15 protein-coding genes are annotated in these 24,478 nt (G+C 59.1%); 7 read left to right on the top strand and 8 right to left on the bottom strand.

The genetic code is table 11. The features are described from left to right. Positions 1-119: 119 nt before the first annotated feature. Both hexR and GFU70_RS28315 read left to right on the top strand, forming a co-directional pair. Complete coding sequence (gene hexR / locus GFU70_RS28320; protein WP_003187110.1) at positions 120-986, top strand: transcriptional regulator HexR; 867 nt, start codon at positions 120-122, stop codon at positions 984-986. A 330-nt stretch (positions 987-1,316) separates the two neighbouring features. Next, complete coding sequence (locus GFU70_RS28315) at positions 1,317-1,526, top strand: PA3496 family putative envelope integrity protein (protein WP_058544327.1); 210 nt, start codon at positions 1,317-1,319, stop codon at positions 1,524-1,526. Here the strand turns inward: GFU70_RS28315 and GFU70_RS28310 are convergent. After that, positions 1,468-2,430 (bottom strand): LysR family transcriptional regulator, encoded by a 963-nt coding sequence (locus GFU70_RS28310; protein WP_058544328.1) that lies wholly within the window; start codon positions 2,428-2,430, stop codon positions 1,468-1,470. The genes GFU70_RS28315 and GFU70_RS28310 overlap by 59 nt on opposite strands. 188 nt (positions 2,431-2,618) lie before the next feature. On the opposite strand from GFU70_RS28310, the gene GFU70_RS28305 reads away from it, so the two are divergent. Both GFU70_RS28305 and oadA read left to right on the top strand, forming a co-directional pair. Continuing rightward, positions 2,619-4,034, top strand: coding sequence for an acetyl-CoA carboxylase biotin carboxylase subunit (locus tag GFU70_RS28305; RefSeq protein ID WP_003187105.1), 1,416 nt, complete (start codon positions 2,619-2,621; stop codon positions 4,032-4,034). A gap of 12 nt (positions 4,035-4,046) precedes the next feature. Beyond that, positions 4,047-5,855, top strand: a complete 1,809-nt coding sequence (gene oadA / locus GFU70_RS28300) for a sodium-extruding oxaloacetate decarboxylase subunit alpha (protein WP_058544329.1) — start codon at positions 4,047-4,049, stop codon at positions 5,853-5,855. Between the two features lie 64 nt (positions 5,856-5,919). Here the strand turns inward: oadA and GFU70_RS28295 are convergent, their stop codons facing one another. The 3 genes from GFU70_RS28295 to GFU70_RS28285 all read right to left on the bottom strand — a co-directional run bounded on the left by GFU70_RS28295 (position 5,920) and on the right by GFU70_RS28285 (position 9,895). Further along, on the bottom strand, positions 5,920-7,944 hold the full coding sequence (locus tag GFU70_RS28295) for an autotransporter domain-containing protein (RefSeq protein WP_153389122.1): 2,025 nt from the start codon (positions 7,942-7,944) through the stop codon (positions 5,920-5,922). A gap of 299 nt (positions 7,945-8,243) precedes the next feature. Then, positions 8,244-9,077 (bottom strand): amino acid ABC transporter permease, encoded by an 834-nt coding sequence (locus GFU70_RS28290; RefSeq protein ID WP_058544331.1) that lies wholly within the window; start codon positions 9,075-9,077, stop codon positions 8,244-8,246. Further along, the gene (locus GFU70_RS28285; RefSeq protein ID WP_058544344.1) at positions 9,074-9,895 is read right to left on the bottom strand and encodes an ABC transporter substrate-binding protein; all 822 of its coding nucleotides are present in this window, start codon (positions 9,893-9,895) and stop codon (positions 9,074-9,076) included. The genes GFU70_RS28290 and GFU70_RS28285 overlap by 4 nt, the downstream gene beginning before the upstream one ends. Before the next feature lie 113 nt (positions 9,896-10,008). Here GFU70_RS28285 and GFU70_RS28280 point away from each other — a divergent pair, with 113 nt between their 5' ends. Continuing rightward, positions 10,009-10,908, top strand: coding sequence for a homocysteine S-methyltransferase family protein (locus tag GFU70_RS28280; RefSeq protein WP_058544332.1), 900 nt, complete (start codon positions 10,009-10,011; stop codon positions 10,906-10,908). A gap of 178 nt (positions 10,909-11,086) precedes the next feature. Beyond that, positions 11,087-16,153 carry an OTU domain-containing protein gene (locus GFU70_RS28275; protein ID WP_153389121.1) on the top strand — a complete coding sequence of 1,689 codons (5,067 nt, stop codon included), beginning with the start codon at positions 11,087-11,089 and terminating at the stop codon, positions 16,151-16,153. A 159-nt stretch (positions 16,154-16,312) separates the two neighbouring features. Here the strand turns inward: GFU70_RS28275 and GFU70_RS28270 are convergent, their stop codons facing one another. The 3 genes from GFU70_RS28270 to GFU70_RS28260 are packed head-to-tail and all read right to left on the bottom strand — an operon-like array spanning position 16,313 to position 18,085. After that, positions 16,313-16,984 carry a GNAT family N-acetyltransferase gene (locus tag GFU70_RS28270; RefSeq protein WP_153389120.1) on the bottom strand — a complete coding sequence of 224 codons (672 nt, stop codon included), beginning with the start codon at positions 16,982-16,984 and terminating at the stop codon, positions 16,313-16,315. 10 nt (positions 16,985-16,994) lie between these two features. Next, the gene (locus GFU70_RS28265) at positions 16,995-17,441 is read right to left on the bottom strand and encodes a GNAT family N-acetyltransferase (protein WP_153389119.1); all 447 of its coding nucleotides are present in this window, start codon (positions 17,439-17,441) and stop codon (positions 16,995-16,997) included. 2 nt (positions 17,442-17,443) lie between these two features. After that, positions 17,444-18,085: an FMN-binding negative transcriptional regulator gene (locus tag GFU70_RS28260; protein WP_153389118.1), complete on the bottom strand. Its 642-nt coding sequence runs from the start codon at positions 18,083-18,085 to the stop codon at positions 17,444-17,446. Positions 18,086-18,185: 100 nt separating this feature from the next. Between GFU70_RS28260 and GFU70_RS28255 the strand changes: the two genes are divergently transcribed. After that, positions 18,186-19,730, top strand: coding sequence for a PLP-dependent aminotransferase family protein (locus GFU70_RS28255; RefSeq protein ID WP_153389117.1), 1,545 nt, complete (start codon positions 18,186-18,188; stop codon positions 19,728-19,730). 25 nt (positions 19,731-19,755) lie between these two features. Here GFU70_RS28255 and GFU70_RS28250 read toward each other — a convergent pair whose 3' ends face one another. Beyond that, entirely contained in the window at positions 19,756-24,357 is a 4,602-nt protein-coding gene (locus GFU70_RS28250; RefSeq protein WP_153389116.1) for a dermonecrotic toxin domain-containing protein, read from the bottom strand. Positions 24,358-24,478 lie beyond the last annotated feature (121 nt).

The raw sequence follows: 24,478 nt of genomic DNA, 5'->3' as shown, positions 1-24,478 counted from the left end.
AAAACAGAGGGCCGGCGAGGCAATCCAGTTACGTTTTGGACGGGCAAAAAGCCAATTCTTGTAGTATAACTACAAGCTTGCTACATCCCGGCATCTGCCCATAACAAGAGTCCAGCCCCTTGAACCTGTTGCAACACATCGCCCAGTCACGCCACTTGCTACGCAAGTCGGAGCTGAAAGTCGCCGATCACGTACTACTTGATCCTGCGGCCGTGATGCATAGCTCCATGGCCGATCTTGCCCACAGCGTCGGTATCAGCGAACCGACCATCGTGCGTTTCTGCCGGGCCATCGGTTGCTCGGGTTTCCAGGACCTGAAACTCAAGCTGGCGCAAAGCCTGGCCGCCGGCGCGAGCTTTGGCCAGTTTGCGATCCATGAAGACGACTCCGTTGCTGACTACAGCCTGAAAATTTTCGACACGACCCTGCATACCCTGATGGAGGTTCGCGAGAAGCTCGACCCGGTGGCGTTGCAAAAAGCCGTCACGGCCATGTCCCAGGCCCAGCGTGTCGAGTTTTATGGCTTTGGCGCCTCGGGCGCAGTGGCGGCCGATGCCCAGCACAAGTTCTTCCGGTTGCTGCTGACGGCTGCGGCCTATTCCGACCCGCACATGCAGGCCATGTCAGCGGTGACCTTGAAGCCCACCGATGTCGCGATCTGCATTTCCCAGTCGGGGCGTTCCAAGGACCTGCTGATCACCGCGAACCTGGTGCGCGAGAGCGGTGCCTCACTGATCACCCTGTGCCCGAGCCAGACGCCATTGGCGGAACTGTCCACGGTGAACCTGGCCATCGACGTGCATGAAGACACCGAGATCTACACGCCGTTGACCTCGCGTATCGCCCATCTGGTGGTAATCGACGTGCTGGCAATGGGTGTCGCCATGGCGCGAGGCCCAAGCCTGGTCAACCACCTCAAGAGCGTGAAGCGCAGCCTTCGCAGCCTGCGGCTGTCGCCCAAGTCGGTGAAGGCGCTGGACGACTGAGTCGGTCTTGACGTGCCGGGCTCCCGCTGGGCTCTGTAGGAGCTGGCGAAGCCTGCGATCTTTTGATCTTGATCTTGATCTTGATCTTGATCTTGATCTTGATCTTGATCTTGATCTTTTGCTTGAGACTCAAGTGCCTGGGAAAAGATCGCAGCCTCGTTGCACTCGACAGCTCCTACACAGCTACATAGCTCCTATGGCCCTGCGGGAGCGAGCTTCCTCGCCAAAGTGGCACCTTTCCAAATTCATCGTCTTGTAATCTGCGCGCCGCCAAACCGTCATCCCGCGTCGTCATCGTAAAGCTCCCGTATACGTCTTGGGAGTCTCGACATGACCCAGTCCTACGAAGAACGCAGCGCCGTCAAAACCCGTCGTCAGCAGGAAGACCAGCGCCGCATGGCGTTCCGTCGTGCCATCGAAGACCGCTATGAACAGCGCCAGCTCCTGGCCGAAATCAGCGAATTTCCTGACGCGACAGAATTCAACTACTGGCAGGCAGCGCCGGCGGTTTCCCGTCGAAACGCTCAACCAGGCCGATGATCTGAGCGCGCTCACCGCGAACGAATGCCAGGAAGGCGTGAGCCACCGGTGACAGGCGCTTGGCCCTGGCCTGCACCAGGCACCAGCTGCGGTACAGCGGCAATTCCTCCACCGGCAACTCGATGAGTGCGCCGGACGACAGTTCCCGGCTCACGGCGTGGCGCGTCAACAGCGCCACGCCCAGCCCGGCCACCACGCACTCGCGTTGGGCCTCCGCCGACGCCACCTCCAGTGTCTGGGTGAAATGCACCCGTTTCTCCTTGAAATACTCCTCGCAGGCCAATCGCGTGCCCGAGCCCGGTTCGCGCAACAGCAACGTATAGGGCTCCAGGTCCTGCAAGCGCAGCGGGCCCATGTGGCACAGCGGATGATCGGGCGGTGCCACGGCGACGATCGGATTGTTGAGAAAGGGCAGGAATTCCAGGCCCATGTCCTGGGGCACCATGGACATGATCACCAGGTCGTCACGGTTGTCCGAAAGCCGTCGAATGACCTGCCCGCGGTTGACCACCGTGAGGTTGAGGTTGACCTCCGGGTGCTGGCGCTTGAACGCGGCGAACAGGTGCGGGACGAAGTACTTGGCGCTGGACTCCACCGCCAGCTTCAATTGGCCTTGCAGCGAACCCTGCATGTCCGAGAGCTGCATATCGAGGTTTTCCAAGCGTCCGAAGATGTCCCGGCTGGCACGTTGCAGGGCTTCGGCGGCTTCGGTCATGTAGAGTTTTTTACCGACATACTCGAACAATGGCTGGCCAATCAGCTCTTCCAGGGAACGAATCTGTAGGCTAACGGCCGGTTGTGTGAGAGACATTTCGTCGGCTGCACGGCTGTAGGACCTCAGGTCGCACACTTCATTGAAAATCTGCAATTGACGCAATGTCATACGCATCAATGACTTACGCATTTTCTAAGCACTCTGGAGCGGGGCGGGAAGCGCAACTATAAGTCTTTACTTATGCATCACCCAATAATTATTCATTTTTGTTAATCCCCAGCCAGGACTAGTGTGGAGCTGCGACCAATTGTTACATCTGGTCACGCGTCGGCCTGAACCCCCAGGCCGTGGTATCACCGGCTCAAGGGAACCTCCAATTGATAACAAAGATCTTGATCGCCAACCGTGGTGAGATTGCCGTCCGCATTGTGCGCGCTTGCGCCGAGATGGGCATTCGCTCGGTCGCGGTCTACTCCGACGCGGACCGCCATGCGTTGCATGTCAAGCGTGCGGACGAGGCCCACAGCATCGGCGCCGATCCGCTGGCCGGCTATCTGAACCCGCGCAAACTGGTGAACCTGGCGGTGGAAACCGGTTGTGATGCCTTGCACCCCGGCTATGGTTTCCTCTCGGAAAACGCCGAACTGGCAGACATCTGCGCCGAACGCGGAATCAAATTCATCGGCCCCTCGGCAGAAGTCATTCGCCGCATGGGCGATAAGACCGAGGCGCGCCGCAGCATGATCAAGGCCGGTGTGCCGGTCACGCCAGGCACCGAAGGCAACGTAGCGGGCATCGAAGAAGCGCTGACCGAAGGTGATCGGATCGGCTACCCGGTCATGCTCAAGGCTACGTCTGGTGGTGGCGGTCGGGGTATTCGTCGCTGCAACAGCCGCGAAGAACTCGAACAGGCCTTCCCTCGGGTCATTTCCGAAGCCACCAAGGCGTTCGGTTCGGCGGAAGTGTTCCTGGAAAAGTGCATCGTCAATCCCAAGCACATCGAAGCGCAGATCCTGGGCGACAGTTTCGGCAACGTGGTGCACCTGTTTGAGCGTGACTGCTCGATCCAGCGCCGCAACCAGAAACTGATCGAAATTGCCCCGAGCCCGCAGCTGACCCCCGAGCAGCGCGCCTACATCGGCGACCTGTCGGTGCGCGCCGCCAAGGCCGTGGGCTACGAAAATGCCGGCACTGTGGAGTTCCTGCTCGCCGAAGGCGAGGTGTACTTCATGGAGATGAATACTCGGGTGCAGGTGGAACACACCATCACCGAAGAAATCACCGGTATCGACATTGTTCGTGAGCAGATCCGCATCGCCTCCGGGCTGCCGCTGTCGGTCAAGCAGGAAGACATCCAGCACCGTGGCTTTGCGTTGCAGTTCCGCATCAACGCCGAGGACCCGAAAAACAACTTCCTGCCCAGCTTCGGCAAGATCACCCGCTACTACGCCCCTGGCGGCCCGGGTGTGCGCACCGACACGGCGATCTACACCGGCTACACCATTCCGCCGTTCTACGATTCGATGTGCCTCAAGCTGGTGGTCTGGGCGTTGACCTGGGAAGAAGCGATGGACCGTGGCCTGCGGGCCCTGGATGACATGCGCCTGCAGGGGGTCAAGACCACCGCCGCGTATTACCAGGAGATTCTGCGCAATCCGGAATTCCGCAGCGGCCAGTTCAATACCAGCTTCGTTGAAAGCCACCCTGAACTGACCAACTACTCGATCAAGCGCAAACCCGAAGAGCTGGCCCTGGCCATCGCCGCCGCCATTGCCGCCCACGCAGGCCTGTAAGGAAGTATGACCATGTCCAAGAAGATCTTTGTTACCGACACAATCCTGCGCGACGCCCACCAATCGCTGCTCGCCACCCGCATGCGCACCGAAGACATGCTGCCGATCTGCGACAAGCTCGACAAAGTCGGCTATTGGTCGCTGGAAGTCTGGGGCGGCGCGACATTCGACGCCTGCGTGCGCTTCCTGAAGGAAGACCCGTGGGAGCGTCTGCGCCAACTGCGCGCGGCGCTGCCCAACACTCGTCTGCAAATGCTGCTGCGCGGCCAGAACCTGCTGGGCTACCGCCATTACAGCGATGACGTGGTCAAGGCGTTCGTGGCCAAGGCCGCCGTCAATGGCATCGATGTGTTCCGTATTTTCGATGCGATGAATGACGTGCGTAACCTGCGCGTTGCCATCGAAGCGGTAAAGGCTGCCGGCAAACATGCCCAGGGCACCATTGCCTACACCACCAGCCCGGTGCACACCATCGACGCATTCGTGGCCCAGGCCAAGCAGATGGAGGCCATGGGGTGCGACTCGGTGGCGATCAAGGACATGGCCGGTCTGTTGACCCCTTATGCCACTGGCGAACTGGTCAAAGCGCTGAAATCCGAGCAATCGTTGCCGGTGTTCATCCACTCCCACGACACCGCCGGCCTGGCCGCAATGTGCCAGCTCAAGGCTATCGAAAACGGTGCCGATCACATCGACACCGCGATCTCAAGCTTCGCCTGGGGCACCAGCCATCCGGGCACCGAGTCGATGGTCGCGGCCCTTAAAGGCAGCGAATTCGACACGGGGCTGGACCTGGAGCTGTTGCAGGAAATCGGCCTGTACTTCTACGCCGTGCGCAAGAAGTACCACCAGTTCGAAAGCGAGTTCACCGCCGTGGATACCCGCGTCCAGGTCAACCAGGTACCGGGCGGGATGATCTCCAACCTCGCCAACCAGTTGAAAGAGCAGGGCGCACTGAACCGCATGAGCGAAGTGCTGGCGGAAATCCCGCGCGTGCGCGAGGACCTCGGTTTCCCGCCGTTGGTGACCCCGACTTCGCAGATCGTCGGCACCCAGGCGTTCTTCAACGTGTTGGCCGGTGAGCGCTACAAGACCATTACCAACGAAGTGAAGCTCTATCTGCAGGGTGGCTACGGCAAGGCGCCGGGTTTGGTGAATGAGACGCTGCGTCGCCAGGCCATCGGCGGCGAAGAGGTGATCGACGTGCGTCCGGCCGATTTGCTCAAGCCGGAAATGACCAAGCTGCGCGGTGAAATCGGTGCGCTGGCCAAATCCGAAGAGGACGTACTGACCTACGCGATGTTCCCGGACATCGGTCGCAAGTTCCTCGAAGAACGCGATGCCGGCACCCTGACCCCTGAAGTGCTGCTGCCAATCCCTGAGGCCGGCAGTGTGGGCTCGGTGGGCGGCGAAGGTGTACCGACCGAGTTCGTCATCGACGTTCACGGCGAAACCTATCGCGTCGACATCACCGGTGTGGGCGTCAAGGCCGAAGGCAAGCGTCACTTCTACCTGTCCATCGATGGCATGCCGGAAGAGGTTGTGTTCGAACCGCTCAATGAATTCGTCGGCGGCGGCAGCAGCAAGCGCAAGCAAGCCACTGCGCCGGGCCATGTCAGCACCACCATGCCGGGCAACATCGTCGATGTGCTGGTCAAGGAAGGCGACGTGGTCAAGGCCGGTCAAGCAGTGCTGATCACCGAAGCCATGAAGATGGAAACCGAAGTGCAGGCGGCCATCGCCGGCAAGGTCACCGCGATTCATGTAGCCAAGGGCGACCGGGTCAATCCGGGCGAGATCCTGATCGAGATCGAAGGCTGACTAAACAGCCTCGATACAACGTTTTAACCTCGGGGGGGCATGTGCTCCCCTTTTTTTTTGCCTGTCAGAACATCATTCGCCACTGGCCCATCAGCGCACCGTTGCGGTTGTCCTGTCCCGTTTCGCCGCGATAGTTCAGCCCCAGCGTATGCCGTGGTGAAACGGCCAGGTCCAGCCCGGCTTTCAGGAGCAGGCTGTCACGGTCCAGCTCGACCCCTTCGATGATATAGGTGTTGCCCCCGCGGACCAGGCGTTGATGGGAACTGCCCTTGACGTTGCCATACAAGTGCTTCCAGCCGACATCCAGGCGCGGCGTCAAGCGCATGCCTTGGTCAAGCGCGAAGGTACGGGCGAGGCGCAGGCCGAGGTCGCTGCTGTAGTGTTCCTGTGCCTGGCCGTTGTACTGCAACGCAGCGTCCCCGCCTTTTTCTGTATAGGCATCGCGTTGGTAGCGTTGGTAGCCCACTTGGACGTAGGGCTCGATATCGAAATGAACGATATCCAGGTTGTAGCCGACCTGTCCGAAGACCTGCTGTGTCGTGGCATCGTAACGGCCCTTCAGGCGATCCCTGAACCCGTTGAAGGCGACGTGGCGTTTGGTGCTGCCGTCATGATTGCCATGGACGGCACCCAGGCGCAGCGCCAGCGGCCCGTCCTGGCGTAAGGCGTACGCACCTACGAGCCAACTGTCGAGCGCGCCGTCGAACTGATAGCTGTCCAGCCGGGTCTGGGTCTTGCTGCCGATAATGCCGAGCCGCCAATCGGGGCTGACAGCCCAGTCGGTTCCCAGCATCAAACCCTTTGTCGAGTGTTTGAGGGCATAGCTGCCCAGCTGTTTGGCGAGGCTGCCGCTATTGCCGATGGCCTGGACCCAGACCTGGCCGTTGTCATATTCACCGGTCGGGTGATTACGGCTCATCGCTGAAAGCATTCCGCTGCGGATCGGCGCGACGCTGCTCAGGGTGGCGTTGCCGAGGTCGGCGGTGTCGTAGCCGCTCAATTGGTCGAGAGCATTGGCGGCGGTGATCAGGTTGCTGCCGAGCAGGGCATTGATAGCGGCGTTGGGTTCGGTGGCTGGTTTGATCGGTTGCGGTTCTTCGATACTGGTCGCAATCGCTCGCCCGTAATCGGAGATCGCTGCCGCTTCGATTGGAACAGCGTTGCGCGCGTAGGTCAGGCTGACCTGCGTCGCAGTGGGGTGCAGTGTCGCCGTCATGAATTTTAGCTCGCTGATCACCATCCCGAATTCACCGACGATCTGCCCTGCTTTGATGACGGTATGTTCTTTAGCATCAATGTACTTGCCTGGTACACCGACGATCTTCAGCGTCGCGTTGTTCAAGCGCGCGGTGCCGTCAACATTGATCGTCGAACTACGACCGTCTTCGTCGACGCCGTAGATCAGTACGGCAGTTTTGGAAAGAGACAGCTCCCTGGCTAAGGGGGCACCCGTTTCAAGGCCTACCTCCAACTGACCCTCTACGTTCAGCAAACCCACTGTCCCGGAGCCGCTGAACGTTGCATTCTCTCGAACATCTACTCGGCCGGTCACTGTTCCAGTATTCGCCATACGAGCCCCCGGCTCGACAATCACGTTATTTGCAACATCCCCCTTGTTGTCAAACTCACCGAGGACTCCGATCTGTCCGTCGATAAGGCCGGTGTTGATCAATTTGGTTTTTGGTTCGATCACTCCCCAGCCAGTGAAGCTTGCGATGTGCTCCCATTCGCCTTTCGTGACGTGCAAGGCCAGAAAGTTACGGGTATCAGCCAATTTTGAGTGCACGGCGGCGTCCAATCGCAACACGTTGGTACCGGCACCTCCATCAACCATCCCGCCGAACGCAGCATTTGCACTGACGTTGACCAAGTCGTTGGCCTTGGTCAGTTTCATGCCAGCTTTGCGAGGTTTGTCGACATTGTGAAGTTTGGTATCTGGAGCTTCTGCTAACGCCTTGAGACGCTCCTGCAGCTCGGCAGTCGTGGGGACATCGGTAGGTTGCTGAGCCATCGAAACATCGGCACAACCAAGCGCCAAGGCGATTGCCAGCGCAAGATGTTGGGGCAGGTATGTGTGTTGGGTAGGCATCGAATGGGACCTCTAATGACGGAGGTCGCACTTTAAAAATTTCACCCTGGGCGGCGATGCCAGCCATCTCCCCGTCACAGGAAAGATTCGGCGGATGAAATGTGTAGGCCGCTCGTGCTGCGATCAGCGTGTTGTCTCGTTGGCTTTCATGGTTCGAAGCTTTGCCCTACAACCCTTTCAGAAATGGAAAGCGCCGTTTTGGGGGGGGCGGATTGGCTGGTGTGTATATCCGTTACCGCAGCAATGGATATACACACCAATCCACGGAATAGCTTTACGGCCTCCCAGACCACCCTAGCTCAACGATTATTCAGATAAGCCTTCCCATAATACCGCTCCATCCGCGCCTGAATCAGCTCCAACGCAATGGACATCAACCAGTAAATAATCGCCGCCGTAGTCAGCATTTCAATATAGCGATAGCTGGAACGACCATAAGACTGCGCCAGAAACATCACCTCCCAAACCCCCATCACCGAGATCAGCGAAGAATCCTTGAGCATGGAGATGAATTGGTTGGTGGTCGGCGGGATGATGGTGCGCATGGCCTGGGGCAGGGTGACGCGCCAGAAGATCACGGTTTCGCCCAGGCCCAGGGCGAGGGACGCTTCGCGTTGGCCGTTGGGGACGCCGAGGATGCCGGCGCGGAAGATTTCGCTCAGGTAGGCGCCGTAGTTCAGCGACAGGGCGATGATCCCGGCGGCGACGGCGCCCGGGACTACGCCCAGTTGAGGCAGGCCCAGGTAGATCAGCAGGATCTGGATCAGCAACGGCGTGCCGCGAAAGAACGACGCATAGAAACTGGCCATACCGAACGCCACCGCGCTGCTGGACAGCCGCGCCAAGGCGGTGATGAAGCCCAGCAATGACGAAGCGACGATCGAGCACAGGCACAGGAACAACGTCAGCATTGCGCCTTGCAAAAAGCCATTGGGCGCCAGGTGCACGCCCAGCAGGTTCGGCAGTTTGTCGAGGATGATGGAGAACTTCAGGTCGAAGCTCAGGAAGAAACTCGCGAACAGCACCAGCATGGCCGCCCAGGTCAGGTACAGCCGGGTGCGAAAACCGAAGATTTTCTGCAGGCGTGACTCAGCCACCGGTGGCGGTGGCTGCGGGGGTGGAAAAGAAGTCATTGGGTAATGTCGGCGCCGATCCATTTTTGCGAAAGTTTGCTCAACGTGCCGTCCTGTTTCAACTGGGCAAAGACTTCACGGACCTTGCTGTCCCACTGGGCATCGCCCTTTTCGATGGCCACCGAGTTCGGCTCGGAGTAGAGCGCCTCGCCGGCCAGCTTGAAGCGCTTGTCTTCAGTCAGGCGCGGCTGTGCGGTCACCAGGTTGGTCAGCACCGCGTCCAGACGCACCCCGGCGCCCAGGCCCAGGTCTTGGAACGCTACGTTGTCGGTGTCGTACGGCGCGATCTGCACGTCCTCGAACGGGTAGCTCAGTTGGGTATCCTCGGCGCCTTCGATCACCAGGTTCTTGTTCAGGTAACTCTCGTAGCTGGAGGCGCTGGTCAGGCCGACCTTCTTGCCGCTCAAGTCCTTGGCGCCGTGGATACGGTCGTCCTTGGCGTTGACCACGATCACCGCGGGCGAAGCGTAGTACTGCACCGGGAAATCGAACACTTCGGCGCGGGCCTTGCTCGGCGTCATGGAGCAGATGCAGATGTCATAGCGCCCGCTCCAGCGGCCGGCCGCGATCACGTCCCAGGACGGGGTTTCCAGGCGCAGCTTCACGCCCAATTTCTGCGCCACGGCTTTGGCGACGTCCACGTCAAAACCGTCGAGCTGGTTCTGATCATTCAGGAACGAGAAGGGTGGATAGCTTTCCATCAGCACGCCGACCAGTTCTTTTTTCTGTTCGATGCGATCCAGCGTGGCGCCGGCGGATGCTTGCGAAGAGGCGGCCAGCAGAGTCAGGCCCAGGGCCAGCAGTGGTTGTAATTTCATGGGAGGGCCCTGATAGAAAAATAAGTTGTGGTTCACCGAATGGTGCGTATTAAATAGTTATAAGAACGACTCCGGTAGTGAGTATTTTTCATAAGCTTATGAGTGAATCGCATATGGGCGCAGTAACGACAGTCATTCTCGATGGCGGCATGGGCCGCGAACTGCAACGCCGGGGCGCGCCGTTTCGACAGCCCGAGTGGTCGGCCCTGGCCTTGAGCGAAGCGCCCCAGGCGGTAGAGGCTGTGCACGCGGCCTACATCGCCAGCGGCGCCAACGTGATTACCAGCAACAGCTATGCCGTGGTGCCGTTTCATATTGGCGAGGCGCGTTTCGCCGAAGAAGGCCAGGCCCTGGCCGCACTGGCGGGCGAGTTGGCGCAACGGGCGGTGCACGCTTCGGGCAAAGCGGTACGGGTGGCCGGGTCGCTGCCACCGTTGTTCGGTTCCTATCGGCCGGATCTGTTCGACGCGTCCCGCGCCAGTGAATTGCTCGCGCCCCTGGTGAATGGCCTGGCGCCTCATGTCGACTTGTGGCTGGCCGAGACCCAGAGCTCGACGGTCGAAGCGCGGGCGATTCACGCCGGGTTGCCGAAGGACGGCAAGCCCTTCTGGCTGTCGTTCACCCTCAAAGACGAAGACACCGATGAAGTGCCGCGCCTGCGTTCCGGCGAACCGGTGGCGGATGCTGCGGCGGTGGCGGCCGAACTGGGTGTCGAAGTGCTGCTGTTCAACTGCAGCCAGCCGGAAGTGATCGGCGCGGCCATCGATGCCGCACGGGACACCTTTGCGCGCCTGGGCGTGAAGGTCCACATCGGTGCCTACGCCAACGCCTTCCCGCCGCAACCGAAGGAAGCGACGGCCAACGACGGGCTCGATCCGCTGCGCGAAGACCTCGATCCGCCAGGCTATCTCCAGTGGGCGGCGGATTGGCAAAAACGCGGGGCCAGCCACCTGGGCGGCTGCTGCGGGATCGGGCCGGAGCATATTGCGGTGTTGGCGCAACAGCTGGCCTGAACCTGAGGAAATCACCGTGGCCGGGGAGCAAATTCCCTCGCCACGGTTCTTGGGATTTCGCTGACATTCCGGCTTACGCTTTTTTGTAAATCCCGAAGCCAATCCTATACGTATGTATGTCATTTGCGCTGGAGCGGCGCGATAGGGTCTGTGTCCTACTCACAATCGGACACCTGAAATGACTGTCTCTTCTGCGAATGAACCTGACGCCAAGCCCCATCCTGCCAGCGTATCTCTGAAACCCACCCATTTGTTGTTCAACGAGGCTGAGTTTCAACATGAATTCGCCGATCAGCGATCAGGTCAATGGGGCCTTATCGACGATGCACAGGTTCAAGTCACTTATCCGGCCATGGATAGCGAGGGCGCTCAGCTCGGCGCCCATGAAAAAGAACAAATCAGACAACTGAGGCTTTTGGATACCAATCAGACGCAATTGGCGCGTCTGTTTGCCGGTCATCCGACGTTCGACACGGCGCTCAAGAATCTGCTGGTCAGCCGAATCAAGGTAAAGATTCCCGAGCAAGAGTTTCGCACCTCACCGCTACCCGATATCGATCCCGATCATTGCTACGTAAACCATTTTGCCGTGGACTCGCTCGGTGGCCGTTCGTTGACGTCCTCTCAGAGCTTTACTGAGGTTATGTTGGATTGTTTGGCGACAAATACGCCTGCGAACTACAAATCCGGTGGCGTGGGTTTCTTCAGTCGTCCGGACTCGGTGGAGGAAAGCGACAGCTTATTCGCCAGCCCATTAGGCGCGAAAATTCCAGCCATCATGGAGTCGGTGTTCTATATCGTCGAACCTACAGCCAATGACAACTTGAAGCGTCAGTTGCGTGACGATCTGGCGGCCTTTGGCAAAAGCCAAAACAGCGACTTGCTCGATACGCCCACACCGTCGACGACTGAAGAAATCCTTTCCCATCTCCTGTCCCGGCGATACCTGCATCTTTTGGATTTGTACAAGGTCGATCGCAACCCGGCGATTGAGTTAAACCAAGAGGCACGAACCCAGCAGAATGAAGAAGACCGACTGCTGAATCTCATCACCACACATCCTTCCATGGCGCACAGAAGTCGTTTGATGCGGGCGCCCATCCCCCATGTCTATTGCGTCATGCTCGACATGGGCACAGCGAAACCACAGAAATGGCCCGCTGCGATGGTCATCAAACGCATGGATCGAAACGCCTTGTTCCTGTACTCGCTGGAAGGAGGATTCCAACGATTCGAATCTTTCCAGGACCTGGTCAATCAAGTAAGCCCAACCTTCGCGGGGCAAAAGCGTGGGATCCGGGATATTTCTTCTGAGGTGTCCGGGTCAGTTTTTGACGTGGCGGCGGATGATCTGCTGCAGAGCCAACGCACCGCACTGGACGCGGTGCTGAATGCACCAGCAAACGAGGCGCTCGCATTGGCGGCTTTTGCGCTGAAGGTTGAAGATGCCTTGGCTTTGCCCAATTTGGCGCTCGCCGGGCCGCTGGCCAGGCGCCAGGAAACCCTGGTGGAAAACAGCCGCCCCGTTTTCTACAAAACCGCAAACCGGTCGGAAAAATCCAACTGCCGCCGTCTGGAAAACCGCGTATTGGAGGCCGTCCATAAACTCAGCAATCGTGATCTCCAGACATTGCGGCAGTTCACCCGCCAGAAGGTCAAACAATACCTGCAACTCACCGTTCACCCCGGCATAAACCCCGATTCGGACAAGACCCTGGTCACGCTGTCCTACGGCAAGAGCGCCAACCCAAGGCAGTCGCGTATTTGCAGCCTGACCGAGTTGATGCTGGAGAATCTGCGCCCGCTTCAATATCCGAACGCCATGAGGGAAGTGGTGGCCGTCTACCTTGCCGATCCGGATGGCCATCGTATTCGACACCCGGCCAGCGGCTTCCTGATTCTTTTGACGGGGGGTGAGGTCGCCAGGATGGCGAGGCGCATCGACGCCGGTGGCAGTTATGAAACTTACCTCAAGGAGAAAATGAATAAGCCTGAATACAAGACAGCCTGGCAGGCGGCGTATTTGGCCAACATGAAACTCAAAGCGTACGAGGCTGAACTTGGGGGGAGTAAGGTATTCAAGGCCACTGTATTTGACAGCACTTTCAAACCGCCCAAGCCCAGGAAGCTGCTTGGGCTCTGGCTGGACGCGATTATCCAATCGCCTCTCCCACAGACACGTGCCCTCGTCCAGGGGCGACGGGTTCATGCGTACGGTCTGTTGCTGGGGGGGAGTTTGGGCGCCGGAGGGCAGCATGGAACGATGGGCAATGCGGTCAGTGTTGATGGCGCCCTGATTTTTTCAGATCAGGACGGCCCGGATATCAAGGGAACCGTGGGGGCTTATTTTCCGGACAGCCCCGAGGGGCAGGACCTGTATGAGTTTTCCAGCCTGGGCGATGGTATCGCCGGGCTTTTGCAGCAAGAGCAGTGGCAGGCGTACTTCCGATCACGCATCAGTACCACCGATCCTGAAGAAGTAAAACGCGTATTGGGGCAACAACGTGGCCAACCGTTGACCCGGGGCATGTTGATTCCCAACGATCTGCTTGAGTTCTTTCACAAAGCGCACCTCAACTTCCATAGGGCTTACGCCGATCACCGCTCCAACAGCAACCAGGATGTACAGCGCCAGACGTCGGCCAGGATTGTGATGGTGGCGATGGAAGTCTTCATGGACCTGGCCGGCATGCTCCTGATACCCGGTTTCCAGCTACTTGGAAGTGCGATCAAGACAGGCCTGTTGATCGTCAGGACCGGCTCGATCCCAATGAACCTGACGACCCTGGTTTTCTTGCACAGGGTGGCAAATTATGGCGGACGAGGGATGGCGGGTGTGACGGTTCCAGTGCGGGGACAATCCTCCTTCCTGGCGGTGACAGCTCGCCAAAGCCAGGACGAAGTGCTCGTTGGGCTGCCCCTGGAGGAGGCGCTCTACCGACGATACGCCGTGACGGACACCTCGTTGATACAGGGTGTGGCCGCCGATGCCCAAGGCTTTTATCGTCCCGCGGTGAACAATGATATTACCGGTAGCGTCCATCGGCCGGTGTTCGTGCGCCAACCCGATGGGACTGTGTTCCGGGTGCACGATCACACGAAGTTGACGGCTACCGAAGCGACCCTTGTCGACCCGGTGACAGGATCGAGCATCCGTTCCAGCGGCGTCATGAGAAGTACCGTGGCACGGATGCCCAATGGCGAGTGGCGAGCCGTAGGTTTTGGACGAGGAGGCGGTAAGCGGCCTGCCAATGCACCTTCCGAACAAGGTCCCTCGAAACCCAAGGTATCGTCATCAGCGGTTTCCCACTCGATTCGCACACCCGGCATCTGGGACACTCAAGTCATGGAGCTGGTCCCGGCGATCATCACTCGTCTTCCAAGTTGGCCGCAGAATCGCAGCTTGCTGATCGTTGATGAGATAACCGCACACCGGAGTTGGTCGGTACGCTTTACGCCGGGCCAGGCTGAAAGCGTCTATCCCATGGGCTATCACCCGGGTCAGTCAAGTACCGATATTGTCTTGAGGCGCTCGGCCCAGAACCATTACAACCTGATTCTGGGGGATCGTGTCGTGGAGATTCCTGGCGACGGTGATTGTTTTTTCAATGCCGTTGCCCGTGGGCTGAATGAAGGTCAAGCGCAGGCGACTTTCTCGATGCAGGGGTTGCGCAACGCAGCGGCTGACTACATCGATCAGCATCCCGAGTTGAATCAATATGTGGTGTCGCAAGCTTCCGGGGTCCAGCAAGCGCTTTTTGAAAATGCCCCCTGGCTGGACGACTTGTTGGACGAGGCGGCAATGTCCGATCTCACCCGGATCATCTATGGGGGACCGAACCCCCACGGCTTGTTTAAACCGACTCAGGATTTCTTGGCGCTGCACGTAAACAATGTCGGCCGCAGGACGCTGGTTTCGGCGCAGCAAGCCGACCTGCCTCCCGAGATTCTGCAGGAAATCGGGCGCCGTTTGTCGTCCAGGTCTCCGCAGCAGCTCATGCCTAGCAGCGCGCCGTTCTACACCGTAGAGGAGCAAACCCTACGGCGGTTTTTCGTCGATACCCTGCTAGGGCGCCTTGAAGACCGCCAGGTCACCGAACTGATCAATAACGAATACATTCGGCTCTCTGAAGGGGTGATGCACATCATGCTCGAGTATGGGGTCAAGGCCCGGGAGTTGACGGATCATCATCCGAAGAACAGGGCGGCCTATGTGATGTTCGATCAGGCCACCCATGGTCATCTCGACGATGATCAGCTTGAGGCGTTGCTCGAGGGGGCCTATCTGGTGGATCGCAACGATCTGGACCTGGTAAAACTGAGATTCCATCGCGAAACGGGCAGGCTAGTCGATGATGATGCGGAGCTGATGGACCAGTATATTTATTACGAAAGGGCCGAGGACACTCGCGACCTGCTGCTGGCATCCCTCGAACGTTTTCCTGAGTTGTTGAAGCGGGCACACATCCTTCTGCGCTCCTTCGTGGTTTCATCCAACCTCGATGGCATGCTGCCTGTGAGTGTCGTGGCGAGGTGGCTGCGTAATCCGGCGCTTTCGGACAAACGACTGCGGATCATCGCCGAATATGCAGACACTCGTTATGCAGAAGTGGTCAGGCAAAACGATATTGATATCCACTGGATGCGACTGTTCGATGACACTAACCTGCAAAACATCGTCACGCATCAAGACGCGCTGACACAGCTTTGGAAGTTCATGGGCAACGCGCAGGCCACCGCTGGAGAAGGAGATCAAGCAGCGTTGGTGGAGTTATTCAGTGCCCCAGGGCAATCACCTTCCAATACCAGGGTGAACATCCTGTTCAATACTCCTGGCCTAAGGCGTTCGCTTCAACAGATGCCAAGCAGTCACGCGGTGCGAATCTGGGACGATATGATCGGGTCACACTTCAGTGATTCGGCGATTCAACGCACGCTCAGTCGCCCCGGCGTACTGCGTTCTGCGCTGGAGTTCGTGCGAGCATTAAGAAGCAATCTCACAAGTGAAGAGGAGCGCGCGAATCGCATTGTCATGGAGCTGTTCAGCATGGGCCAAAGCCGCGCCCAACAGTATCTGTACAGCTTCGACTTCCCAACTGATCGCCTGGGGCATACCCGTTTGAACTTTGCGTTGTATCTGGAAGGTTATATGGCCGTGCCGGACTGGGCATGGCAGTACCTGAGGAATGGGGTCACGCGCCAATCGCTTAAATCGTTCGGCGAGATGAGACCGAAACCGGAGTAATCGGTGCTTGGCAGGCCATGAGTTCATGGCCTGATCGATCGCCATCGCGAGCAAACTCGCTCCCACAGTCAATCTGCGATGACCAATGAATCCAGGTCCACAACAGATCCCCCGTGGGAGCGGGCTTGCTTGCGATGGCGGAGCGTCAGGCACCGATACCTATGCCCGACACTCCACCAACCCTCGCACCTGTCCACCCTCGCGCTGATTGTCCTCGCTCAACCAGCGCTCGAAGCCCGCGGCAATCGCCGGCCATTCCGAGTCCAGTATCGAGTACCACGCGGTGTCGCGGTTCTGGCCCTTGACCACCATGTGCTGGCGAAACACCCCTTCGAACGTGAACCCCAACCGCTCGGCGGCGTATTTGGAGCGGGCATTGGCGTTGTTGCACTTCCATTCCAGCCGGCGATAACCCAGGGCAAAAGACTCCTTGGCCAGCAGATAAACCGCCTCGGTGCTTTTCGGCGAACGCTGCATCGGTGCGCCGAAGGTCACGTGGCCGATCTCGATGCGACCCTGGGCCGGCACGATGGACATCAGGCTGAGAATGCCCTGCACCTCGCCGCTGGCACGGTCGATCACGCTGAAGAAATACGGGTCGGTGTTGGCCGCATGGTTGTTCAGCCAGGCGTCGAACGCGCCGCGATCCTTGAACGGGCCATAGGGCAAGTAATCCCAGAGTTTCGGGTCGGCACCGGGGCCTTCGAGGGCTTGCCAGAGGCCATCGGCATGGCGCGCCGGATCGAGTTTCTCCAGGCGGATGAAACGCCCTTCGAGCAACTGTGCAGAGGGCGCCGGGACACCTTTCCAATCGGCGAGTGAAGTCGACATGCTGCGCTCCTTAAAGGGCTTTGCGAAATTGAATGAAGCCTGGGCGCTCGGCGATGCGCTCGTACAGCTGGATCGCCGTGGCGTTGGTTTCGTGGGTCAACCAGTGCACCTTGCAGCAACCATCGGCCTTGGCGGTGGCGTAGACGAATTCGATGAGCTGGCGACCCACGCCAGTGCCACGGTTCTGTTCCGTCACCAGCAGGTCTTGCAGGTAGCAGGAATTCTCGATGCTCCAGTTCGAACGGTGATAGATGAAGTGCACCAGGCCCACCGCCGTGTCGCCCTTCCAGGCGAGGGCAGCATGGGTCGGTTCACGCTCATCGAGCAAGCGTTGCCAGGTGCTTTGGCTGACGGCGTCCGGCAATTCGGTCTTATAGAACCGCAGGTAGGCTTGCCACAGCGGCAGCCAGGCGGCGTGATCGTCGGCGCTGACGAGACGGATTTGAGGTTGGCTCATGTTCACTCCTTGGACGATTGTTCAGGCATCAGGTGGGCGAGCGCCCGGTCCTGCGAGGCGGGGCTGGCGGCGAGGCCGTTGCGTACGCTGGCGGCGTCCGCCGGGCTTCGGTTCTGGCTGAGCTTGCGCTTGCCTTCCAGGCGTTGGATGGGCAGGGCGAAGCCGACGATGGCCTTGAGCATGCTGTCGATGTACTCGGGCGGCGCATCATCGATCTTCCACGGCTGCTCGCGAGCGGTTTCGTGGCGGTCGGTGAGGGCGCTCACCAGGTTGCGCAGGCGATGCGCGTCGCTGAACACCTCGGCGCTGCCATAGGCGTGTACGGCCACGTAGTTCCAGGTCGGCACGACTTTGCCGTGTTCGGCCTTGCTGGGGTACAACCCTGGGCTGACGTAGGCATCGGCCCCGGCGAAGATCACCAAGGCTTCGGCACCGGCTTGCAGGTCGCGCCATTGTGGATTGGCCCGGGCCATGTGGCCGTAGAGGCTTCCGTTCGGCCCTTGTTGCGTGTCCAGCAACAGTGGCAGATGACTGGCCTGCAGACCGTGTTCACCCTGGGTGACCAATACGGCCAGGCGGCAATCGTCCATCATCTGGTGCAACTGGGACAGGTCTTCGACGGCAAAGGCTTTGGGGTTGTACATGATGATTTTCCTTGGCGAATGCGAGCATCCTAGGCAGGCTATTGGTCTGTTGTAAGAGCCACTTTCGGCCAATTCGATAGGTCCATTCGTGAGGGCTGTCATGCACAACGCCGCGCCACCACTGTCGTTCAATCCCGCAGGCATCGAGCTGGACCGTCGCCAAGGGCTCAGCCGCCAGCTGTACCAGGCGTTGCGAGCCCGGGTGCTGGACGGACGCCTGGCCAGCGGCACGCGCCTGCCGGCCAGCCGAGACCTGGCGGCGGCCTTGTCGATTTCGCGCAATAGTGTGGTGCGGGCCTACGACCAGCTCTACGCCGAGGGTTTCATCGAAGGGCGGGTCGGTGACGGTACGTATGTGGCGAAACTGTCCTCGACGACGTTGCCGCTGAAAAACATATCCACAAAAGTATCCACAGGGTTTTCAACAGGGTTATCCACAACCTTATCCACAGATTGGCTCGATTTACCTGTGGGTCCATCCAGTAAAGTTATCCACAGTGACGCGTTGAACCGTGTCGAAAAACACCATTTGGCCCAGCCGCCCAGTGGCCCGCCACGAGCGTTCAGGGTCGGTGTGCCGGCTTTCGATCTGTTCCCTTTCGACGTCTGGGCCAAGCTGAATGCGGCTTTCTGGCGCAAGCCGGATCTGCAGCAACTGTGTTATGGCGATTCCCAAGGGGATGCGCGCTTGCGCGGGCTGATCGCGGCGTACTTGCGCAGCTCCCGGGGGCTGCACTGCACGGCTGAACAAATTGTGATCACCAGTGGCGCACAGCAGGGCATCAGCCTTTGTGCACAGCTGTTGGTGGATCCGGGCGACGTCGTGGCGGTGGAAAATCCCGGCTATCGCGCCGCTGGGCATGCATTCGCCGTTGCCGGTGCCGACGTCAGGGGCGTGCCGGTGGATGGCGATGGCTTGGATTGCGCCGCGCTCGGTGCGTTGAGCCACTGTCGGCTGGCCTATGTCACCCCGTCCCATCAATACCCGACCGGGGTGGTCATGAGCCTGCCACGGCGGCTGGAGTTGTTAGCTTGGGCCGAACGCAACGAGGGTTGGATCGTCGAGGATGACTACGATGGCGAGTACCGCTACAGCGGCGCGCCACTGGCGCCGTTGGCTGCACTGGATCGTCACGGGCGGGTGCTTTACGTCGGCACGTTCGGCAAAGTGGCGTTCCCGGCCCTGCGCCTGGGTTACCTGGTGCTGCCACCCGGCCTGGTCAACGCCTTCGCCCGACGGCGCGCCGTGGACGTGCGCCACTCCGAAGTCAGTACCCAGGCCGTCATGGCCGAGTTCATGGCTGCGGGGCATTTCCAGCGGCATATCCGGCGCATGCGCAGGGCGGCGCTGGCTCGGCGTGATGCGTTGCTGGCAGGCTGGCCCAAGGCCGTTGCGGGTTTGGGGACCATGCCCACGGTGGTAGCCGGGCTGCATGTCACGGTGCCTGTGGCGAGTATCGAGCGTGAGCACGAGCTGATCGCTCAGGCGACGAGCGTTGGGGTTGAGATCAACGGCCTGAGCGGCTACTGGCTGCCCACTACACCCTCGCAGGCGCGTGCCGGTCTGGTTTTGGGGTTTGCGGCGGTTGCGCCAGCGGCGATTGACACCGCGCTGGCGAACCTGTCCAAGGCCTGGAAAGTCTGAGGCCTCACAGCCGTATCAGTCCGTTTCAAGGCCGTTCTTTTGGAAAAAACACCTGCTGGGCCTGATCCACGGCGATTTCGCTACGGTAATGATCGATCAACTGACGTTGGCTCAAGCTCCGGGTGGAACGCTCGGTCATTCCAGCATTGATTTGCTCGACCGTTTTCAGGCGTGCCGAAAGGAACGTCCGGGCAGGCACCCAGTTGGTGGAGTAAAGAAAATCCGCGAACCAGAGCGGTTTGCCGGTCTTTTTGTCGGTGATCTCATAACGATCGAGATAGCCCTGTGTTGGCGTCTTGATCCGCTGTCGATTTTTCCGCTTGGCGATGGAAATTCGATTTCGGTCTTTTAGCCAGATAACGCCAGTCATGGTGGGCGGGCTCTGCTTGATGATGTTCAGGACGGTCTCGAACTCCTGCGCGTACAGTGCCATCGATTCTTTCTTGAGCTGCAATCGCAGGGCATCGACCGAACGCTGTTCTTGCGGTGACAGTTCGATCGTTTCGTTTGTGACAACGCTCAGTGCCTGATCAAGGGCCGCTTTGAGCGCGATGCCGACTTTCGCCATCCTGCTGGCATGCGCGTTCATGATCATGGCAATACCGGCAGGCGTTCGGTTGGGCTGCTTCAGGTCGCGTTCGATTTGCGCCTTGAAGTCAGCCAGGCCATCGATCAGGGCCTGGCCTTTGCGAATGCTCGTTTGCAGCGCGGGTATCGCCAACGATGGGGGGGTGGATGGCTCATGAGGGGCCCATTCGCCGGTTTTCTTGCGGTGGAACGTGACGATGATTTCGTCCGAGAACGGATTCTTCACGTCCACCCAGTCCGTTTCTTCGCGCAGCCCGGATAACCGAGGCTCGCCGCTGACGAAGCCCCAGAAGCGGGCCCTGATGAATTTTTTCCGGGTTCGTGGGCGTTGCTCATAGGGGCTGTCAGCCCTGCGTCGGCTGCCTCGCTCATCGAGTGCCTGTGCCAGATGCTGCAATGCCCGTTTTTTACATTTACCGACCAGCTTGAGCATGCGCTGGATGTGCTCGGGGTTGGCGCTGTCCTTGTATTCGCTGCCCAGGTAATCGAGATGCTCTTCAATGGCGGCGAACTGTTCCGTCAGGCTGCCAATCGCGTCGATTTGCTCGTCCAGCCGGATCACGCTTCGCTCATCGATGGCGTCCCGCAGGCTCTGGAAAGCCACTGTGGCGTTGTCGACCAACTGGTTAATTTCCAACCAGCCCTCAGGCATCGTGTTGACACTTTCCAGGGACAGGCAGAGATGGCGATACATCTCTATCTGGATAAGCCACAGATCGTCGCTTTTATAGACAGGCATTTTTCCACGGTGCTGCCGGACAAACTCAAAGCCTTCGCGCCCGAGTTCCTTGAGCTTGGAAAAGCGCGTTTCCATATAGTCCAGGCGCTCGATCATGTCTTCGGCGGTGCTGATCATGTTGTTGGCCGCATCGACATGCTGCTGCTCAGATGTCTTGACCTTGGCTGTGATCATGCGCATGGCCTCGCTCAGGGCCGGGCTGAAGCGCTCTCGCAACGCGTCCATTTCTGCGAAGGTGAAGTTGATTTGCGCGTTGAGATAGCCAAGGCTGATACGAGGACATTCGGGCCGGGCCTGGAAGACCGGCCACTCAAGCAGGGTCTTGAGTGCTTGCTCGTAGTTTTCCCGCTGTGACTGCAAGGTCGTCAAATAGGCCTCGCGCTTGGTGTCTTTGGTTGAACCCGAAGCCTGCTTCATTTCCTGCGCTTGCATGGTCAACAGCTTCTGCATCTGCGGTTTCTTTTCCTCAAACTGGTTGAGTTGGGCAAGCAATTCAATGTTGCGGCGTTGTGCGTCGACGATCACCTTGCGCCTGGCGCCTTTTGATCCGCTGCCGCGTAAACGCAAGCGGCTATCGACTATCCATTGGCCATGGTCGTCATGGACCAGCGGTGGGCCGGTGTGCGTGCCGCGGACAATGGAGATTTGGTCACCTTCTACGGACACCTCGAACCATTCTCCAGCCATCTTCGCGTACCAGTTCCCATCTTGCTCATAGAGCCCCTTGAGTGTGCCTTCGGTTTCGGGTTCTCCGAGGTCGCTGGGCGCGTCGATGCTGAAGCTCTCGAGGCGCTTGACGTCTTTGCTCGATTTGCCCATCAGGGCGCCGCTGGTATGGATGACCCTGTAGTGCTCTTGCGCCGATGCGGTTTCGGTGAGCGGAGCGAGCGTCTCGATAGTCAATTCGGGCTTGGGCAGGGGCAGGCTGGGCTCAGGGGCAATTTCCGGGGCTTCTGTTGCCAGTTTGCGTTGACCTGCCCTGTTGCGCTCGCTGGTGTAATTGATGATGCCTAATGCCACGTTCAGCAGTAGATCAACGAAAACTTCCCATTTGGTGTTCCGGTCGGGGGCCTCGTCGCTTTGCGTCAATTGTTCGAGGTCGTTGAGAATTTGCCAGAGCCAGGTCGCGGTGTTCGCCGTGGTGCCGAGATAGGGCAGCGCCAAGTTGAGAATCAGCCAACCCGCTTGCTTGAACGTTGCCCACCGGCTTTCACTATTGGAGACCGACTGATGGTCGGCAAGCGTGACCAAGGCGTTGGCATTGGCTTTGTATAACAGTGGCAGGAAATCGCCCCCCAGGGTTTCCTCGCTCAGACTGATGGGGCCATTGTTGACCAGCGACGACAGCGGGTCGGCAAGGAATTCCACCACGGTCCAAGGGGACGGGAGTGCGCCGGGGAATACGTCACGGCTGTAGGTTTCCCGGACGCCGTCAGGCAGCCAGGCGAGTACTGACTGGCGCAAGGCGTCGGTTTGCCGGATCGCATACAACAAGTTGCTGAAAGAGGGGAACTGCCAAAGCTGTGGTTCCAACAACGGACGATAAAGCAGGCAAGGACCGGCACCCAGCGTCTGTGGGCCGATCACGAACATATTGGCAACGATATCCTGGGAAACCCCCAGCTGCAGTTCGGGCACGAAGGCCAGTTTGCGCAGCACGACCGCTTGCCCGTCCACTTTGCGGTCGGCTTCCTCAGGTTCCATCAGTGCGGCGACATAGCGACATCCGCGCTCATCGATATTGCCTACCCCACGCAGTTTTCCCTCCAGCGCGAGCAAGGGCAGCTGTATGCGTAATTGCGAGATGTACAAGGTTTCGCGGCGGGCCGATTCTGCCGGGTCATCGAGCAGTCTGCGCTTGATCAGCTCGGGATAAACGCGTCCGATATCGACTTGGGTGATGAGTTTTTCTACGTAATCGACAGTCATCCACTCGGGCAGCTCGGCCCCGTCGAGGGACCTGACGGTCTTGTTGCCCGATGGAACGGCAATCAGGTTTTGCAGTGCCAGTTCGACGAGGTTGAACCGAGTACTGTCCAACTCGAAGGGAACGACGAAAGTCCCCCAGACAACCAGGCTTTCTATTTCAATTTCGATTTTTTCCGGGTCCAGCGTCGAGGCGTCGGCGTGATCGGCGCGCATCTGCGTCTTCAAGGCACGCGCCGCATATTCCTTGATGGGGGGGATATCGTCCAAGTAGGTTTTGCCAACGTGGGAGATGCTCAGCGCCGACAGGTTCTTCATGTATTGGGCAAACAGGATCTGGTCGGGTACCGGTGCGGCCTGTAGCCACTCGGGTAACTGTTCTTGAAACCAGTCTTCGCCAGGCCCGGTGCTCAGTCCGCTGGTGGGTGGTTCGTTTACTGAGGAGGTCGAATGTTGCTTGATAAGGGGAGTGCCGACGATTTTCACCTGTATGGCGATGATCCCGCAGGCCTTGCTGTCGAAAATGTTGCCGCTGGGCTCATAGAGTCGCCATCGGATTGTCGAGGGCCGGCTAAAGGAGCCCAGATGAGCTGTAAGGGATTGTCCCAATGCCTGTCGGGACTCGAACTTCTCATAACCGTTGACCAATGAATGGGCAAGGATGACTTCCTTGTTGTCGATCGAACCGATCAGCACCACCAGAGAATTCTCAGCGATTTGGTTTGCCTGGTCGCCGTTGACCCGCTCGATGTCGATCAGATACGCGTGGCTGTCATATTTGTCGTTGCGGTCTTGCGGGTCGGGGTAGAGAAACAACTGCCTGGCCATGTCGCATTCCGTCGCCGTCCAGCCCTTGACCTGCTTGACGTCCCAGAGCTTGCGCAGCGTGCTGGAGAGCTCATGCCAACGCGGACCATAACTGCCGAATGGAGCGTTCCAGTAAGCCAACTGCTGCTCCTGGTTGGCCTGCAACATGGCCGGGGCCAGCTCGTTGATCAAACGTCCGATCTGGTCGATACGCACCGGCAAATGCACTTCGGGCACGGTGAGCGGTAGTTGGGTCAGGTAGTGCAGGCCATCAACCAGCAAGGTGGGTTTGCTTCGGTCCGATTGCAGGACGAGCAGGTCGCAGAGCGATTGATAGCGGGTGGGGCGCTCGATCAATTCGCCGCCGACAATGTCCCAGGCCGGTTCGCCGACGACGGTGGTATAGGGATCGATGTCCAGGGTGGGGTAAAGCTCCTTGAGCGCATCCCGCAGGAGTGCGGCGGCGACTTCCGGGTAGCTGGGGCCCGCGAGCAATTGGTTGAGCAGCGCGCCCTTGATGTTTGTGTCGGATGAAGGGGGCGTGTCGGTAGGGTCTGGTGTCGTCATCTGAGTGTCCCTGTCTCGAGATACATGAAAAACCCGAAGCCGGATGCTTCGGGCCTTTCATGCTAGAGAGGCCAGGAACGGGGCAGGTGGTAACTATGTATACGCTGGTGGGAGCAAAGCT

It is taken from the genome of Pseudomonas brassicacearum, assembly GCF_009601685.2.
Lineage (GTDB): Bacteria > Pseudomonadota > Gammaproteobacteria > Pseudomonadales > Pseudomonadaceae > Aquipseudomonas > Aquipseudomonas kilonensis_B.
This window is presented reverse-complemented; position numbering and strand designations above follow the sequence as displayed.